The 17,033-nt window shown below is 65.2% G+C and carries 15 protein-coding genes and 3 pseudogenes; 7 read left to right on the top strand and 11 right to left on the bottom strand.

What is annotated here, in order from left to right; genetic code table 11:
* Positions 1-32: 32 nt before the first annotated feature.
* The 3 genes from DID96_RS23555 to DID96_RS23545 are packed head-to-tail and all read right to left on the bottom strand — an operon-like array spanning position 33 to position 2,740.
* Positions 33-872, bottom strand: a complete 840-nt coding sequence (locus DID96_RS23555) for an ABC transporter permease (RefSeq protein ID WP_124601666.1) — start codon at positions 870-872, stop codon at positions 33-35.
* Complete coding sequence (locus DID96_RS23550; RefSeq protein WP_260463989.1) at positions 872-1,705, bottom strand: ABC transporter ATP-binding protein; 834 nt, start codon at positions 1,703-1,705, stop codon at positions 872-874. The genes DID96_RS23555 and DID96_RS23550 overlap by 1 nt, the downstream gene beginning before the upstream one ends.
* Positions 1,706-1,708: 3 nt before the next feature.
* Complete coding sequence (locus tag DID96_RS23545; protein WP_124601665.1) at positions 1,709-2,740, bottom strand: ABC transporter substrate-binding protein; 1,032 nt, start codon at positions 2,738-2,740, stop codon at positions 1,709-1,711.
* A 264-nt stretch (positions 2,741-3,004) separates the two neighbouring features.
* Here DID96_RS23545 and DID96_RS39575 point away from each other — a divergent pair, with 264 nt between their 5' ends.
* From DID96_RS39575 to DID96_RS23525, 4 genes and pseudogenes are all read left to right on the top strand, one after another.
* A complete protein-coding gene (locus DID96_RS39575; protein ID WP_409333805.1) occupies positions 3,005-3,772 on the top strand; it encodes a porin in 768 nt (255 codons plus the stop codon).
* Between the two features lie 48 nt (positions 3,773-3,820).
* Positions 3,821-5,400, top strand: a protein-coding gene (locus tag DID96_RS23535) for an IS3 family transposase (protein ID WP_409333804.1) whose coding sequence is annotated in 2 segments (ribosomal slippage) — positions 3,821-4,304 and positions 4,304-5,400 — 1,581 coding nt in all. Because the reading frame shifts where the segments join, the coding sequence is not laid out codon by codon here.
* A gap of 27 nt (positions 5,401-5,427) precedes the next feature.
* Complete coding sequence (locus DID96_RS23530; RefSeq protein WP_124601664.1) at positions 5,428-6,096, top strand: porin; 669 nt, start codon at positions 5,428-5,430, stop codon at positions 6,094-6,096.
* 20 nt (positions 6,097-6,116) lie between these two features.
* Positions 6,117-6,548: pseudogene (locus DID96_RS23525) on the top strand (dihydrodipicolinate synthase family protein); the annotation flags it as partial.
* A 184-nt stretch (positions 6,549-6,732) separates the two neighbouring features.
* On the opposite strand, the pseudogene DID96_RS23520 reads toward DID96_RS23525, so the two are convergent.
* Positions 6,733-6,867, bottom strand: a pseudogene (locus DID96_RS23520) (HU family DNA-binding protein); the annotation flags it as partial.
* Between the two features lie 93 nt (positions 6,868-6,960).
* On the opposite strand from DID96_RS23520, the gene DID96_RS38405 reads away from it, so the two are divergent.
* Positions 6,961-7,161 carry a hypothetical protein gene (locus DID96_RS38405; protein ID WP_185732338.1) on the top strand — a complete coding sequence of 67 codons (201 nt, stop codon included), beginning with the start codon at positions 6,961-6,963 and terminating at the stop codon, positions 7,159-7,161.
* A 181-nt stretch (positions 7,162-7,342) separates the two neighbouring features.
* Here the strand turns inward: DID96_RS38405 and DID96_RS23510 are convergent.
* The 6 genes and pseudogenes from DID96_RS23510 to DID96_RS23485 form a co-directional block, all read right to left on the bottom strand.
* Positions 7,343-7,564, bottom strand: a pseudogene (locus tag DID96_RS23510) (transposase); the annotation flags it as partial.
* 33 nt (positions 7,565-7,597) lie between these two features.
* Complete coding sequence (locus DID96_RS23505) at positions 7,598-8,461, bottom strand: IclR family transcriptional regulator (protein WP_124601662.1); 864 nt, start codon at positions 8,459-8,461, stop codon at positions 7,598-7,600.
* Positions 8,462-8,597: 136 nt separating this feature from the next.
* Positions 8,598-9,989, bottom strand: coding sequence for an MFS transporter (locus tag DID96_RS23500; RefSeq protein ID WP_124601708.1), 1,392 nt, complete (start codon positions 9,987-9,989; stop codon positions 8,598-8,600).
* Positions 9,990-10,120: 131 nt separating this feature from the next.
* A complete protein-coding gene (locus tag DID96_RS23495; protein ID WP_124601661.1) occupies positions 10,121-10,954 on the bottom strand; it encodes a sugar phosphate isomerase/epimerase in 834 nt (277 codons plus the stop codon).
* A gap of 30 nt (positions 10,955-10,984) precedes the next feature.
* On the bottom strand, positions 10,985-11,596 hold the full coding sequence (locus DID96_RS23490) for an NIPSNAP family protein (protein ID WP_124601660.1): 612 nt from the start codon (positions 11,594-11,596) through the stop codon (positions 10,985-10,987).
* Complete coding sequence (locus tag DID96_RS23485) at positions 11,583-13,340, bottom strand: FAD-dependent oxidoreductase (protein WP_124601659.1); 1,758 nt, start codon at positions 13,338-13,340, stop codon at positions 11,583-11,585. The genes DID96_RS23490 and DID96_RS23485 overlap by 14 nt, the downstream gene beginning before the upstream one ends.
* Before the next feature lie 138 nt (positions 13,341-13,478).
* Between DID96_RS23485 and DID96_RS23480 the strand changes: the two genes are divergently transcribed.
* A complete protein-coding gene (locus tag DID96_RS23480; RefSeq protein WP_124601658.1) occupies positions 13,479-14,399 on the top strand; it encodes an NAD(P)-dependent oxidoreductase in 921 nt (306 codons plus the stop codon).
* A 4-nt stretch (positions 14,400-14,403) separates the two neighbouring features.
* Here the strand turns inward: DID96_RS23480 and DID96_RS23475 are convergent, their stop codons facing one another.
* Entirely contained in the window at positions 14,404-15,450 is a 1,047-nt protein-coding gene (locus DID96_RS23475; RefSeq protein WP_124601657.1) for a Gfo/Idh/MocA family protein, read from the bottom strand.
* Between the two features lie 187 nt (positions 15,451-15,637).
* On the opposite strand from DID96_RS23475, the gene DID96_RS23465 reads away from it, so the two are divergent.
* The gene (locus DID96_RS23465) at positions 15,638-16,936 is read left to right on the top strand and encodes an ABC transporter substrate-binding protein (RefSeq protein WP_124601656.1); all 1,299 of its coding nucleotides are present in this window, start codon (positions 15,638-15,640) and stop codon (positions 16,934-16,936) included.
* Positions 16,937-17,033: the final 97 nt, after the last annotated feature.

The raw sequence follows: 17,033 nt of genomic DNA, 5'->3' as shown, positions 1-17,033 counted from the left end.
CTCCTTGCAAATTTGGGTTGTTTCGATCGGACTCAATGTGCGTTTTCAGGCTGCCATTTGACGAGCCAGCGTTCGAACGCCGCAATCACGAGAAAGAACAGGCCCGACAGGACGGCGCTCATGATGATCGCTGTATACAACAGTGCCGAATCGAAGCTGTAGGTGGCCTGGATGATCATCGCGCCGATGCCTTGCGTTGCGCCGATCCATTCGCCGACTACCGCGCCGATCACCGACATTGACGCGGCGATGCGCAGAGCGGAGAACAAATACGGCAGCGACGCATACAGGCGAAGCTTGAAGAAGATTTCTCGCTTGCTCGCCGACAGGATCTGCATGAGTTCCATTGCCTGCGGATTGACCGCTTCGAGGCCGCGAACCATGTTCACCAGCGTCGGGAAAAAGCAGACGATCGCGGCAATCGTGATCTTCGGCTCGAGGCCATTGCCCATGATCAGGACGAGAATCGGCGCCTTCGCGACGACCGGAATCGAGTTGATCATCACGGCCACGGGATAGCAAATCTCCCGCATAGTCTTGTTGTGTACAAAAAGTGTCGCAAGCAGGATCGCGACAGCATTGCCGAGCACGAAGCCTCCCGCCGCTTCGATGGCGGTCGGCAACATGTTCTGCAAAAGCAGGTCGCTCTTGCTGAACAGCGTCTGCACCACGAGCAATGGCGATGGTGCGATGAACGGCTTCACGTGAAAGCCAGCGACCACGGCCCACCACACGAACAGGAGCCCCGCTACGCCGAGCGCCGGCAGACTGCGGGACCGCCACCATTGCCGGCGGCGTCGCGCCAGGAAGGCCTGTGCCTCGGAATCCGCGGCCTGGGATGTCAAATTCAGTTGGATCTCGGACGTCGCCATCAGCAAGTCTCCAGTACACGGCGCAAATGCGCGGCAAGTTCGACGAACTCCCGGGTCTCCCGAATGTCGAGGGTCCGGTCTTCTGGCAGCGTTACCGGCACGATCTCCTTCACGCGGCCGGGATTGGCGGCCAGCATCAGCACGCGCTGGCCGAGGAAAGCGGCTTCATAGATGCTATGCGTGACGAACAGCGTGGTCAGGTTCAACTCCTTCCAGACCCTGCGCAGTTCCTCGTTGAGGCGGTCGCGCGTAATTTCGTCGAGCGCGCCGAAAGGCTCGTCCATCAGCAGCACCTTTGGATCGCTGACCAGGGCGCGCGCGATCGCGACGCGCTGGCGCATCCCGCCGGACATCTCATGCGGGTATGCATCCTCGCGCCCCTTCAGGCCCACGAGCTCGAGAAGCTCGCGCGGTGTTGCGCGACCGGCTCGAGCCTTGCCACCGCCGATTTCGAGTGGCAACTCCACGTTCTGGATGGCGGTGCGCCAAGGCAGCAGTGCGGCGTCCTGGAACACGAAGCCGATGTCGCGGCGTTCGCGTGCGACTTGCGGCGCCGCGCCGAGCACACGGATCTCGCCGCGGCTGGGCTTGATGAGGTCCGCGACGACCCGCAGCAACGTCGACTTTCCACAGCCCGAGGGGCCCAGCAGCGTGAGGAATTCGCCTGCGGCGACATCGAGACTCAAGCCCTCGATCGCCGTGACGCTGCGCCGATCCGTGAAGAAACGCACATTGATGTCGCGACAGCTGATCGACCGAGTGCCGGCCAGCGGTTTCGCCAGGGACGAGCCGGGTTGCTCCGTCCGTGTCGAATGGAGAGTGGCAGTGTGCATGGGTTACACCAGAAGGCGAGAGGTCCGGGTAGCGTTGAGAACGTCCATCGTCATGACGTCCTCGACCTTTGGCTGGCGCGCGCGGAATTGCCCGAGCTGCCCGTACGTCGAGATCTGCTCCTCCCAAACTTTCGCGTCCATCGTCCCCCAGCCCTGGGCTTGCGTGGACTGGTTGAACGCATAGCCCATCAGCGCATCGATGGCGACGCGCTCGTCGGCGCGGTTCAGGTTCGGATATTCCTTGACGAGCAGGTCAACCGCTTCGTCGCGATGCGCGTTGGCATAGAGCCAACCACGGGCCGTTGCCCTCAGGAAGCGAGTGACGATGTCGGGGTGATCCTTGAGCGTCGTGCTCGTGGTGTAGTACGGCAGCGCGTAGAGGCGCACGCCGGCGTCCCACAAGCGCAGCTCGACGCGATCCGCGCCGAGCTGCTTCAGCGCCGTCGTGTTGGTTTGCCAGCCCGTCACCGCATCGACCTGCCCGCTCAGAAGCGGCATCATGTCGGCGCCGATCGGCACGATGTCGACCTGGGACTCCGGAATCTTATTTTTGGCAAGGAGCGCCTTGAGCAACACCATACCGGTCGACTGAATGCCGATGCGCTTGCCGATCATGTCATGCGGCGTGCGGATCGGTTTTTTCTTGAGCGAAAAGAACGTATACGGATGCTGCTGGAGCCCGGCGGCGATGCACTTGATCGGCAGGCCTTCGGAGACTGCGAGCATGATCGACGGGCTCGACGAGATCTCGCCGGCCTCGAAGCGCCCGGAGGCGACGATGGCGACGCCATCGATATTAGGGCCACCTGGCTGAATGTGAAAATCGATGCCTTCCTGCTCGTAAAAGCCGAGCCTCTTCGCCGCGATCTCGGCAACCTGGTTACCGCCCGGGATCCATCCGAGCTGCATGTTGACTGTGACCTTGGTGCCTGCGAAGGCGCGCACTGAAAGCAACGAACCTGCCGCAGCCATGCCGCCCGCCGCCAGCGTCATTCGCAGTAACCGTCGGCGTTCGACATTATCGATTGTTGTCATCTCCATCTCCAGTGATCCGTCTGGGGGTTCAGGGCGCCGGTCCGGCTCAGTTCAAGTGTTGCCGGCCGAATGCATTCTCAGCAGCCGAAAGTGTCCCCGCAAGCATCAATTTTGACGCTGCGTGATGCCACAATTCGCTCACCAGGTCTGCACATGGATGGTGCGTCATGCATATCCCTGTGCGCGATTCGCGCACCGATAGCGGGAGTTCGCTCGAAAAATTAGCTCACTGGTGGCCAAAATCGGTGCTAGGCGACGCGAATTTTGTTCCGCAAGAATCAGTTCGCCGACGGGGTTGACCAAAGAAGAGCCCGGCGCAATTCGGAACTGCGCGACCAAACGCTCGTTGCACACCGCTCACAAATCGACTGGCGGCATTGTCTTTTGTGCGGTCAGGGTCGATGTGCAGTCGCTGCGGGAAAACATCCGAAGTCGGAAGAAAGCAACGAAGTTTTGTTTTACATGGCAATCGTTTCGCATTCCTACGTACATAGCTTCGAATCAGACATTCACTTTGCAAAACAAATATTCAAGGGAACCATGAACCGACGTCTCTTCGTTCTTGCAGCGGCCGCCCTCGCATGCCAAACCGCATCTGCCCAATCCAGCGTGACCCTCTACGGGTTGATCTCGAGCGGTATCGTCTACGCGAACAGCCAGAAAGGCGCCGACCACCAAGGCCACTCGACGTGGCAATTCGCGAGCGGGCCCATGCAAACGCCTCGCTGGGGGATGCGAGGCACTGAAGATCTTGGCGGCGGGCTATCGGCCATTTTTACTCTGGAAAATGGTTACAGCATCGGCACCGGAACGCTTTCGCAGGGCGGTCGTGAATTCGGTCGGCAAGCCTTCGTCGGACTTTCGTCGAATACCTACGGCACAGTGACGTTGGGGCGCCAATACGATGAAGCCGTGACGCTTTGCATCTTCGAATCGGCATGTCAGTTTGCAGCATATGGCTCGCATATCGGTGATAGCGACAACGTGTTCGACTCCTTTCGTATCAACAACGCGGTCCCCCCGGCGTCATAGTAGTTGTCGCCTCTGAACTTTCTTATCAAGAAGAGTCAGAGGTGCAGGTTGAAGGCGAAACAAACGTATTCTGTTGAGTTCAAGGAGCAGGCGCTGTCGAAGGTCCTGCAGCGCGGGAGCCGCACGGTTGGAGCAGTGGCCGATGAATTGAACGTGAACGTACTGACATTAAGGAAATGGATGAGAGGCGCCGCCGCCGCGAACCGGAGCTCGGGCTCCGGAGACGCAAGACGTCCGGAAGACTGGTCGCTGGAAGAACGGCTGATGGCCTTGCAGGAGAGCCACGGGCTGGTCGACGAAGCATTGAACGGCTGGTGTCGGGAGCGCGGCCTGTTTGCGCATCATCTCGCGCAGTGGCGAGCGGACTTCTGCGCCGCTGGTGGAATCGGTGGTAGCCGGCGCGAGAGCGCCCAGGAGGTGCGGGATCTGAAGCAGGCCAATGTCCAGCTGCAGCGCGAGTTGAAACGCAAGGAGAAGGCGCTGGCTGAAGCTGCGGCGCTACTGGTGCTGCAAAAAAACTACCGCGCGCTGTTCGAGGGCGAGGCCGAATGACGGCCCCTGAAGAGCGCAAGGCCTTGATCAGCCTGATCAACGAGGCGACCCTGGCCGGGGCTCGCCAGGCACGCGCGTGCAACATTCTGGGGCTCAGTGCCCGGACCGTTCAACGCTGGCAACGCGGCGAACCTGACGCGGTGGACAGGCGCTCGTTACGGCACCATGAGCCGCGCCACAAGCTTTCTGCCGACGAACGCGCCGAGCTGCTGGCGGTCGCGAACTCGCCCGAATTCGGTCATCTGCCGCCAAGCCAGATCGTGCCGCGACTGGCAGACCAGCAACGCTATATCGCCTCCGAATCGACGTTCTACCGGGTACTGAAGGCCGAGAAACAACTCGCCCACCGGCGCAGCGAACGGCCGGCCCACGCACGCAGCAAACCCCGTTCGGTTTGCGCCGACGCGCCGAACCAGTTGTATTCCTGGGACATCACGTACCTGCCGACGACGATCCGTGGACAGTATTTTTATCTGTACCTGTTTCTGGATGTATTCAGTCGCAAGATCGTCGGCTGGCAGGTCTATGCGGAGGAAAGCAGCGCGCTGGCCAGCGAAGTCCTCCGGGACCTTTGCGCACGCGAAGCGATACGGCCGGATCAGGTGATTCTGCATTCGGATAACGGCGGCCCGATGAAAGGCGCGACGATGCTCGCCACCCTCCAGGCGCTGGGTGTCATGCCGTCGTTGAGTCGCCCGGGCGTGAGCAACGACAACCCGTATTCCGAGTCGCTGTTCAAGACCCTGAAGTACCGGCCTGCTTATCCGCTCAAGGCGTTCGATACCCTGTTCGCCGCGCGCACCTGGGTGGGCGCACTGGTGCGCTGGTACAACCATGAACATCGTCACAGTGCGATCCGGTTCGTGACGCCGGCGCAGCGTCATGCCAACCTCGATCAGGACATTCTGGATCGACGCACGGCGCTCTACGAGACTGCAAGGCAGCGCAATCCGCTCCGGTGGAAAGGCCGTACACGCAACTGGCAGCGCGTAGATGCTGTGCACCTAAACCCGGATCGCGTCGACAACCAAGGCGTCGCCCCGCAACGCCGTAGCCAGGAGAGAAAGGCCGCCTGAAATTTATTCGTTGAGGCGACAACTAGCTTGAAAATTTCCGCGGTCCAATACAAGAGCATCAATTACCGAGGGCTTCAGTTCGAAGGTCTGTATGGATTCTCGAACAAGGCGGGAGGCTTCTCTGACAACAACGCCTACAGTGCAGCCGTACAGTACACGAACGGCCCGCTGAGGCTTGGCGCGGCGTATCTCCAGGTCAATATGCCCAACGACCCTGCCAATACCAATGGCGCGGTATATAACGATTACGGCTTCACGTCGCCATTCGTCACCAATCCCGCGACAGGGTCTGGTGTGAGCAAGCAACGGATGTACGGTGCGGGCGGCTCCTATGGAATCGGCCACGCGAACGTGTCGCTGCTATATACAAACGTCCAGTTCCAGTATCTCGACACGTCCCGGTTGTTGGTGCAAAACGTCGAGCTGTCACTGACCGATTACCTGCGCCCGGACCTCATGGTCGGTGCCGCATATATCTTCACGACGGGGGCCTATCATCCGCAAGACAACAAGCCGAAATGGCATCAGGTGAACGCCGGACTCGATTACTTCATCAGCAAGCGTACGGACCTCTTCGCCGTCGGGATTTATCAGAGAGCGGCGGGCGACGCGAAATACGCACAGATCTATTCACTGTCGCCGTCAACCACGAAAACGCAGGTCTCTGCCGTGATCGGCATGCGGCACAGGTGGTAATCAAGCGCGATGACCCGGTCATGAGCCAGCCAATCTACCGCCCCCGCTATCGCGGGGTTTTCCCCGTCGTGCCGACCATTTTCGACGATGACGGACGTCTCGATCTCGCTGGCCAGAAGCGCTGCATCGATTTCATGATTGATGCCGGCGCCGACGGTCTGTGCATACTCGCGAATTTCTCCGAGCAATTCGCCCTATCCGATGATGAGCGCAGCATGCTCACCGGCGTCGTGCTCGATCACGTCGCCGGACGCGTTCCTATGATCGTCACGACCACACATTTCAGTTTGCAGGTCTGCGCGCAACGGAGTCGCCGTGCGCAGGATGCAGGCGCGGCGATGGTCATGATCATGCCTCCCTATCACGGCGCAACCATCCGCGTGGGCGAACGCGGCATTTACGAGTTCTTCACCGCCGTGTCGAATGCAATCGACATTCCGATCATGATCCAGGTTCAAAATTGCAAACCCCCTCTCGATCAACCGGCGAGTCGACGGGAAACTGCAACTACATCGATAGCGAAAGATCAACGCTCGTACGCGGTCAGCGCAGGCGCGAGTCGCGCCTCGACGTCCCGCTCCACATCACTCGGTCTACCGAAGCGCTTGACATGAAGTCTGCGGTCGCCGCGACAGCTTATCGTTCGATGGTCGCCGCGGCGATGGTGATCTCCGCGCCAGTCGTCGGATTGCGACCGGTCCGCGCCGCGCGCTGCCCCTGCGAGAACGCCACGAAGCCGACCAGCTGCATCGCATCGCCGCGGCTCACCGCCCCCTCGCATCGAAGTCACCGCTTGCCGTTGCCGGTTGCAAGACTGCGATCAACTTCGCGCGCGACCATACGTCGTCCGAATCCCTGCGACACATGGCCTTGCTGCAAAGCGCCATCTTCGACACCCAGGATCTCGCCGAGGCGATTTCGGCCTGGCACGAGAAACGGCCGGGGCGCTTCGACGCCCTATCGCCGCTGACGACCCGCCAGACCGCGAGCGTGCCCGGGAACCACTGCAGGCCACTCGCGCGCCCGCTGATTCCCAGCCGCACACTCGATGACCGCGCCACATAATCGCGGCTCACCTCATCAGTTGGCCACTTCAAACGCAAATGGTCTGTTCCGCACGCCACGTCGAATGCTGATGGATCAGTTTCCACGCGCTTTCGAAAGGCGACCAGAGTTGAGTCGTCCAGCTACTCACTTTGACGATGCTGGCGTCGGCGCGACGCTCCATCTGGTGGTCGATTGGGCCGAAGACCAGGACGCCGCTGCTCATGATCTTGCAGACGGGCGCTGCGTGCAATCGATCCCATAAGCCGGCTTGCTGCCAATCGCGTAGCCTGCGCCAGCAACTGACGCCGGAACCGCATCCCGTCTCCGCTGGCAAATCTCGCCAGCGGATACCGATCTTCAGCACGCACAGGATGCCGGTCAGCGCAGCCCGATCCGGTACTGGCCTGCGACCCGGATTTCTCGCGTCGAGAAACAACCTCTTGACGCTACACAGTTAGCGCTTCGGAGGCCGCACGCGCGTCGTCGTTTTCGATGCGGCGGGCGGCGCCGCTTCCGCCGGCACGCCGGCCGCGCCCACCCGCTTGAACCACGGCGAACCCAGCGTGGCCGCGCTCATGTCGGACGCCGCCTCGAGCAGCAACGGCGCCAGTTCCTTGAGCCGCGACTCCGGCAGGCGGCTCGTCGGGCCAGCAAGGCTCACGATCCCGACCACCTCGCTCGTCACCGGATTGCGTACCGGCGCCGCAATCGACGTCATGCCGACCTCGTACGTCTCGATCGCCATCCCGTAGCCGCGTTCGCGTGCGCCGTTCAGGTCCTTCAGGAACTGCTGGATCGTCTTCGGCGCGCGCGGTACGTTCTGTGCCTTCGCGCTGAGCCCGCCCTGCTTCGACACCAGCTCGATCGCGCGCTCGTCGGGCAGCGTCGAGAGCCACGCCTGGCCGCTCGCGGTGCAATGCAGCGGCGGCTGGCTGCCCATGTCCGGGTCGTAGCGCAGCCCCGATTTCGCGCCCTGCGCCTTGCCAACGAACGTGATGTGGTCGTCCTCGACCACACCGAGCCGCGCCAGCTCGCCGGACGCCTCGGCCAGCCGGTCGAGCACCGGCTGCGAAATGTCGAACATCCCGCTCGTCGACAGGTAGATCAGCGCGAGCGACACCAGCTTCAGCGCGAGCATGTACTCGCCGTGCTCCTGGTCCTGCCGCACGAATCCTTCGTCGATCAGCATCGACAGCAGCCGGTGCGTGCCGCTGCGCGGAATGTTGAGCGTATCGGCAATGGTGGCCAGCGGCATGCGGCCGCCGTTCTTTGCCAGCAATTCCAGCACTGCGAGCGCGCGCTCGAGATTTCCTGCCATGGCGCCTTCTCATCCTTATCGTGATGGCAAATGAGAACACAATTCCACACTGGAACTCAAGCAGATTCACGCGGTGCGCCGGCGCTCGAATCCGCGTTGCCGCGATCCCGCACGCGGCCTGCCGCACCGCGCACTTTCAGTGTCCGGCGCTCACGCTCACCGGCACGAACGTTCCGCGATGACGCGCGCCCTTGACGAGCACCGCCGCGCCGCCCACCGCCGCCGGCACCGCGAGCGCCGCGAAAACCTGCCCGAAGCTCCAGTTCGCATGAAGCATCGCCGCGCCCAGCATCGCGCCCGCAATGCCGCCGAAGCGGCCGACGCCAAGCATCCAGCTCGTGCCGGTCGCACGCATCTCGGTCGGATAGGAGCCGGCCGCGAGCGCGCAAAAGCCGGTATTCGAGCCGTTCATGCAATAGCCGATGCCGAGCGCCAGCACGCAGATCACGCCGAACGGATGGGCCGATGCGCCCATGTACCACGCGAGCGCGCCGCCCGCGAGCACGGTCGCGCCGAGCGCGCGATGCGGATTGAAGCGGTCCATCTGCCAGCCGATCAGCACCGAGCCCACCGTGCCGCCCGCCTGGAACAGCGCGCCGACGACCGCCGCCTCGCCCAGCGAAAAACCGAGGCCCCGAATCAGCGTCGGCAGCCAGTTGCCGAGCAGGTAGACGGTGAGCAGGCCCGCGAAATAGCAGATCCACAGCATCACCGTGCCGAACGCGTGCTCGCGCGACAGGATCGCGCGCACGGGGCTGCGCGCGTCGCGCGCCGGTTCGTGTGACACGAAGCGCGTGCGCTCGTCGGCGATGCCGGGCTGCACGCAGTTCAGCACGCCGACGAGGCGCACGCGCCGGCTCTCCTTCAGCGCGAGGTAGCGCGCGGACTCGGGCAGCCACTTCACGAGCACCGGCACGTAGGCGACCGGCAGCACGCCGCCGAGCAACAGCACCGAATGCCAACCCCACGTCTCGATCAGCCATGCGCTCACGAAACCACCGCCCGCCGCGCCGAACGTGAAGCCACAGAATACGGCCGTCACCATCAGCGCACGGCGGCGCGGCGGCGCGTATTCGGCCATCAGCGTGGCCGCGTTCGGCATCGATGCGCCGAGGCCGATGCCGGTCAGGAAGCGCAGCACCGTCAGCGATGCGATACCGGTCGCAAACGCCGACGCCACGCTCCATATCCCGAAGAACAGCACCGCGCTGACCATCACGGTCTTGCGGCCGAAGCGGTCGGACATCGGGCCGGCGCCGAGCGCGCCGAACGCGAGACCGAGCAGGCCGCCGCTCATCACCGGGCCGAGCGCGTCGCGCGGGATCGCCCACGCACTCGAGATCGACGGCGCGATAAAGCCGATCATCACCGTATCGAGCCCGTCGAGCATTACGATCAGCATGCAGAGCAGCAGCACGAGCCAATGGAAGCGGCCGACCGGCTGCGCGTCGAGGAAATGCTGGACATCGATCGGCTTTTTCCGATCAGCTTCGTGATCCTGAGTATTACGTCCCGGCCGTCGGGCCATTTGCGAGGAAGTCATCAGTATGTCTCCAAAGTGTTGTTCTTGTTGTCGTGCTGAATGCCCGAGTCTCACGCCGGTGTCATATCGGACGCGAAACCCGGGCCCGTCATGTCGCCATCGCGACCGCCGCGCGCTCAGGCCGGCACGGCCGCCGCGTCGATCACCGCGAGCGACGCTTCGCGCAGGCGCCGCGCGCGCGCCACCGCGGGCGTCGTCTTCGCCCACTGCTCGTTCGGCACCTCGACGCTCACCGGCAGGTGCGCGGGCAGCGCGCGCAGGATGCCCGCAAGGTCGAGGCCGCCGTCACCCGGCACCAGCCGCGCGCAGCGCGCCTGGAACAGCAATGTGTCGACATCGGTCGGACGCTCGGCCGGCGCGTCGCAGAACTGCACGTAGCCGAAGTAGTCGCGCGGCAACGCGCATAGCGCGTCGAGCGACGAGCCTGCGCGGTCGAAGTGGATCGGATCGATGATCAGCCCGGTGTTGTGACGGCCGCAAGCGTCGACGATGCGCGCGCCTGCGTCGAGATCCTTCACGTCGGTCCACGGCATCGGCTCCAGCGACGGCGACAACCCGAGCGGCGCGGCGAGATCGCATAGCCGGCCGAGCCGGTCGACGGTACGCGCTTCATCAGGGTCGTTGCCCGCGACGAGCACGTAGCGCGCGCCAAGTTCGGCGGCCGTTTCGAGCATCGGCAGATAGTCCGTCACGTCGGTGTCGGGCTTCAGGCGCGCGATCTCGACGTCGAGCACGCGCATGCCCGTGTCGCGCAGGATCGCCAGCGTTTCGCGCCGGAGCGGCGTGTCGCCGACGATCGCGTGGCGGATCTCGGTGTCGGTGGCCGGCAGCAGGCGCAGGCCGACGTAGTCGTAGCCCGCGTCGACCGCGCATTGCACCATCTGCGGCGGGTTCAGTTCGAGCACGGTCAGCGCCGACAGCGACAGCGCGCGGGATTGAGGCTGGGTCATGTCGTCTCCTTGATCGTCATCGCGTCACGTTCAGCGCAGCGGCGAGAACGGCGCGGGCACGCAGATCGTCGATTCCATCGTCGTCAGATGCGCAGGGCCGCCCTTCGGCGGCCAGATGCCGTCCTTGACCGCTTCCGCGCGAATGCGCGAACGCTCATCCACGCCCGCATACGGCCAGATGTTCAGAAAGCGCGGCACGTCGCCGTCGAGCGCATACATTGCGCCAACCAGCGGCGAGCGCTTCGTGCGCTCCGGCACCGCCTGCTCCCACACGTCGATCGTATGCTGCAGGCTGCCGAGCTTCGTGCCGTACACGCGCATCTCGTAGATACCGCCGTACACGGCCGGCTCGATCGGCGGCAGGAACGGGAACAGCGCGTAGCTGGCCGTCTTCACGTCGACGATATATTCGCCGCAGCCGAACGGGTTGCCTTCGAGCAGCATCCGCTTGCGTTCGGCGACGAGCGCGGCTTCCGATGCATAGCCGCGCAACACCAGCGCCTGGCCGAGCGTGCCGATGTCCGAGTACCAGCAGCCGAGCAGCCTGCCGCCCTGCGGATCGCCGCTGGCCTTGATTCCTTCGAAGACCTGCGCGTTCGCGCCGATCTTCACCGTGAGCGTCACTACGTCATACAGTGTCATTGCATTTTCCTCGAGGATGAATCGATGTCGGCGCATGCGCGGCATCCGGCGCAGCGTCGGCAAGAGAAAGCGCGGCGAGATAACCGAAGGTCATCGCGGGCCCGAGCGTAATGCCGCCGCTCGGATAGCAGCCTCCCATCATGCTGGCCGCATCGTTGCCGACCGCGTAGAGGCCGGCAATCGGCGCGCCGGCGCGATCGAGCACGCGCGCGTCTCGGTCGGTCGCGAGGCCCGCGAACGTGCCGAGGCTGCCCGGCAACAGCTTCACCGCATAGAACGGCCCCGCTTCGATCGGCGCGAGACACGGGTTCGGCTGATGGCCGGCATCGCCCTGCACGCGGTTGTACGGCGTCGAGCCCTTGTGAAACGCAGGATCGGAGCCCTGCTTTGCATACTGGTTGTATGCGCAGACCGTGTCAGCGAGCGCATGCGCATCGATCCCGCACGCGCGCGCGAGCGCATCGAGCGTCGCACCGCGCTTCAGGTAGCCGGAGCGCCGGTACGGGCCGGTCGGAAACGGAAACGGCTTCGAGAAGCCGAGCCCGTAGCGACGCTGGAAGCGATGGTCGCAAATCAGCCACGCGCAGACTTCGTCGCCGGCGGGCGTCGTATCCAGCAGCGCCGAGATGAAGTCGTGATACGACGACGCCTCGTTCACGAAGCGCCTGCCTGCCCGCGTCACCGCGATCACGCCCGGCTTCGCACGCTCGATCAGGTGCGGAAACGCGACGGCGGCGGCGGCGGATTGCGGCACCAGCGACACGGGCGCCCACGCGGCCGGCGCGTCGAGCGCGTGATCGAAATGCGCGCCGATCGATTCGCCGAGCCGGATCCCGTCGCCGCTATTGCAGAGCGGCGCCGCCGACCAATGCTCGCGCCCGGACGGCGTATACGCGAAGGTCTGCGCGCGCCGCGCCGGATCGTGCGGAAAGCCGCCACATGCGAGCACGACGCCGCGCGCCGCGCGCACCTCGTGCACGACGCCGTCGACCTCGACTCGCGCGCCGGTTACGCGTTCGGCGTCGCGCATCAGGCCGATCGCTTTCGCGTGCGTGCGCAGGTCGACGCCGCGATCGGCCGCCGATTTCAGCAGTCGCGCGACGAGCGCATTGCCGTTGACGAGATACATCGAGCGCCCGTAGCGCAGCTTGTGCCAGGCGAACGCGGCCAGCCGGCGGCTCGCGTGCAGCGCCGATTTCGGCGAGCGCGTCGCGCGATAGAAATGCGCGAGATCCTGCCCGGACGCGATCGCCATCCCCTTGATCGTCGTGACCGACAACGGCTCGCGCAGCTTGTCGATCAGCGAGCCCAGCTCGCGGCCGTCGTACGGCATCGCGCAGATCGAGCGCCCGCCAGTGCCCGCGCCCGGCGTCGTGTGGAAATCGGGAATGCGGTTGCCGTCGACGAAGCGCACCGCCGTGTGCCGCTCGAAGAACGCGACCATCTCGGGGCCGCGCTCGAGCAGCGCATCGACCTTCCTGGCATCGAACTGCGCGCCCAGTTCGTTCTTCAGATAGGTGCGCGGCGCATCGACGTCCTCGCGAATCCCCGCGCGCGTCGCGAGCGGATTGCGCGGAATCCACATCCAGCCCCCCGACCACGCGGTCGTGCCGCCGAACACGGCCTCCTTCTCCGCGACGATCACGCGCAGCCCCTGCGCGGCCGCCGTCACCGCAGCCGCGAGCCCGCCCGCGCCGGAACCCAGCACCAGCACGTCGCAATCGAGTATCGGTTCACGCTTCATGTTCGGTATCGCCCGTTCAATGTCTCCAACGCCGGATGCGATGTCGCCGCGACGTTTGTGGAATGTTCTTTCGATGTGGAATACTATTCCACTAATTCGAGTTTCGCAAAGACTTTGTGACGACAGGGAGGCACGACAATGCGGGTACTGGTAACGGGTGGTAGCGGTTTTCTCGGCGCGTGGATCATCAGGAGGCTGCTGGCGCGCGGCATCGAATGCGTGAGTTTCGACCTGAGTGCGAACCCGGGCCTGGTCGACGCGCTCGCGCCCGCACGCGCCGCGGCGGTGCAATGGCGCACAGGCGACGTCGCCGATGCCGCGGCCACCGCACGCGCGCTCGACGGCTGCGACGCGATAATCCATCTCGCGGGCATCCTCACGCCCGGCTGCGCGGCCGATCCGGTGCGCGGCGCGCAGGTCAACCTGATCGGCACGCTGAACGTGTTCGAGGCCGCGCGCGCGGCCGGGCTGCGGCGCGTGCTCTATGCGAGCAGTGCCGGCGTATTCGGCCCGGACGACGGCGCCGTGCCGTTGCCGCAGACGCACTACGGCGCGTTCAAGCTCGCGTGCGAGGGCTCGGCGCGCGCGTATTGGCACGATCACGGGATCGCGAGCGTCGGTTTCCGTCCGCTGGTGGTCTACGGCGCCGGACGCGAGACGGGATCGAGCGCCGGGCCGAGCCTCGCATGCCGCGCGGCCGCGCGCGGCGAGCGCTACACGATCCCGTTCAGCGGCGCGACGGGTCTCATATACGCGGACGATGTCGCCGCCGCGTACGAAGCCGCGCTGCTGCGCGACGTCGACGGCGCGCACGCGTTCACGCTGGCGGGCGAGATCACGCCGGTGGCCACGCTGATCGAGCGGATCGCGGCTCTCGCGCCGGAAGCGCGCATCGACGCCGACGGGCCGCCGCTGCCGATCGCGACGGCCTTCCCCGACGATCCCGCGCTCGCGCGCCTGCTGCCCGGCCTGCCGCGCACCGCGCTCGACGACGGGCTGCGGCAGACCATCGCGTTCTACCGCCATCACCTGCCGGCACTCGCCGCAACCGGCCGCTAGACGACTAGGCGGCGACGGCGGCGGGCGCCACTGCGGTGCGCGCTGCCACCGCGCGATGCACGGCGAGCGTCGCCGCGAGCGTGCGCGCGGCGTCGTCCGCCGAACACAGCGGCGATTCGTCGCCGGCGATCACCGCCGCGAAGTGGCGCAACTGCTCGTGGTAAGGGTCCGCGCCGTGCGGCGTGCAGCGCTCGACCGTCAGCGGCTCGTGCCAGCCCTTCCCGCCGCGGTACTCCCACAGATCGAGCTGCGGCAGCGTGAGCGACGCATCGGTGCCGATCAGGAAATGCGTGTTCACCTGCTGGCGCGGATAGTGCGCGGCCTCGCCCGCTGCGAGATCCCAGTTCCACGGCGACACCGCGCAGTCCGACACCGCCAGCGTGCCGAGCGCGCCGCTGTCGAAACGCAGCAGCACCGCGGCCGTGTCCTCGACGTCGAAACCGCGCACGCCGTTCGACGTCTGCGCGTGGACCTCGACGATCTCGCCGAGCAGGAAACGCATGATGTCGATGTCGTGAATGAGGTTGATCAGCACGGGGCCGCCGCCCGCCTGCCGGCGCCACTCGACGTCGAAATACGCGTCGGGCTTGTAGAACGTCGCGAGCGCATTGGCCGCGACCGGCCGGCCGAGCCGTCCGGCGCGCACGATCTCCCGCGCACGCCGCAGGATCGGATTGTGGCGGCGATGGTGCCCGACCAGCAGCGGCACGCCGGCTTCACGCGCGGCGCGGCTCATGCCGGCCGCCTCCTCGACGCTGTCCGACACGGGCTTCTCGATCAGCGCGGGCACGCCGCGCTCGATGCACGCGAGACCGACCGCCACATGCGTCGCGTTCGGCGTCGCGACGATCGCGCCGTCCGGACGTACGTCATCGAGCATCGCCGCGTAGTCGGCGAGCCAGCGCAGCCCTTCGGCGCGCGCGAACTGCTCCGCCGCCGGTGACGGGTCCGCGATCGCCACCACTTCCACGTGCGGATGCACACGCGCGCGCTCCACGTGCATTCGCCCGATCGCGCCTGCACCGATCACCGCCAGCCGTCTCCTTGCCATCGCTTCATCTCCTTGTTCGGGTTGTACGACGCGTATCCGCGACCAACCGGGTGAATACCCCGATTTCTTGAAATCTTCTTTGATTGTTGAATACTATTCCAGTTTGAACTAGAGTTCATCAAAAAATTTCGCCACGCGTCGCGATGGCACGGAATCGACCACTCACCGGGAACAGGAGCGCAGACAGATGACGGACCAGCACCAGCAGGACGACACCCTTTCCAGCCATCGGGCAGACGCGCCCGACAGCCCGGCGCTGTCGCGCCGCGCGTGGCTCGTGACCGCGGGCAAGGCGCTCGCAGGCGGCGCGGCGGCGCTGGCCGCGCCCGCGATCGTGCGCGCACAGGGCGAACAGCCGCTGAAGCTCGGCCTGCTGATGGCCAAGCAGGGCGTGTGGACCGAACAGGGCGAGGTGATCGCGAACGGCGTGAAGCTCGCGCTCGACGACGCGGGCAACCAGGCGCGCGGCCGCCGCGTCGACCTCGTGTGGTACGACGAACCCAATCCGCAGTCGGCGCAGCAGAACATGCAGAAGCTCGTCGAGCAGGACAAGGCGATCGCGGTGATCGGCGGCACGAACAGCGGCACGTCGCTCGCGATGTCGTCGGTCGCGTGGCGCACCAAGACCCCCTATATCGCGCCGAACGCCGCCGCGCGCGAGCTGACCGGCAGCAGCTGCAACCCGTATACGTTCCGCGTGCTGAGCCCGACGCCCGTCACCTGCCGCGCGCTCGCGCCGTCGCTGTTCGCGATCGGCAAGAAGTGGCATTTCCTCGTCGCGAACTATGCGTACGGGCAGGACATCCAGCGTTCGATGTCCGACTTGCTGAAACAGGCCGGCGGCACGATCAGCGGCGCCGACGTCACGCCGCTGAACACGACCGATTTCAGCTCGTTCATCCTGAAGATCCGCCAGTCGAAGCCCGACGTCGTGCTGCTCGGGCTGCCGGGCGGCGACCTGTCGACGTTCCTGAAGCAGTACGCGGAAATGGGCATGAAAGGCCGGATTCCGGTCGCGTGCCCGATCATCGGCGATTCGGATCTGTGGTCGATCAGCGTCGATGCGGCGACCGGCTACTACGGCAAGCCGTGGCACTTCAGCTCGCCCGGCCATTCGCCGGACGAAGTCGCATTCGTCAAGCGCTACGCCGCGAAGTACGGCAAGCCGCCCGCCGACAAGGCCTGGATCGGCTGGTTCACGACCCGCGCACTGCTGCAGGCGATCAACCAGGCGAAAAGCACGTCCGGCGTGGACATCGTGCAGAGCCTGGAGACCGTGCAGTTCGCCGACGGCAGCGGCCCCGCACACTTCCGGCCGTGGGATCACCAGCTGCTGCGGCGCTGGACCGTGTTCAAGGTGAAGGACGGGATCACCGACAAATGGGACTGGCTCGACCAGATCTCCGTCGTGCCGCAGAACCCGGCCGAGCTCGACCGCCTGTACGGCACGCGCCAGGAGATCGGCTGCACGATGGCCGCGCGCTGACGCCGCGCGCCGCCGCACCGCCGGCACATGCGCCGGCAAGCCCCACGCGTATCCCGCGCACGCCGCGGCTCGCTGCCCGCCCCGTTCCGACGGGGTG

Source organism: Burkholderia sp. Bp8963 (genome assembly GCF_003854275.1).
GTDB lineage: Bacteria > Pseudomonadota > Gammaproteobacteria > Burkholderiales > Burkholderiaceae > Burkholderia.
The sequence above is the reverse complement of the archived record's forward strand: the minus strand, read 5'-3'. Positions and strand labels throughout refer to the sequence as shown.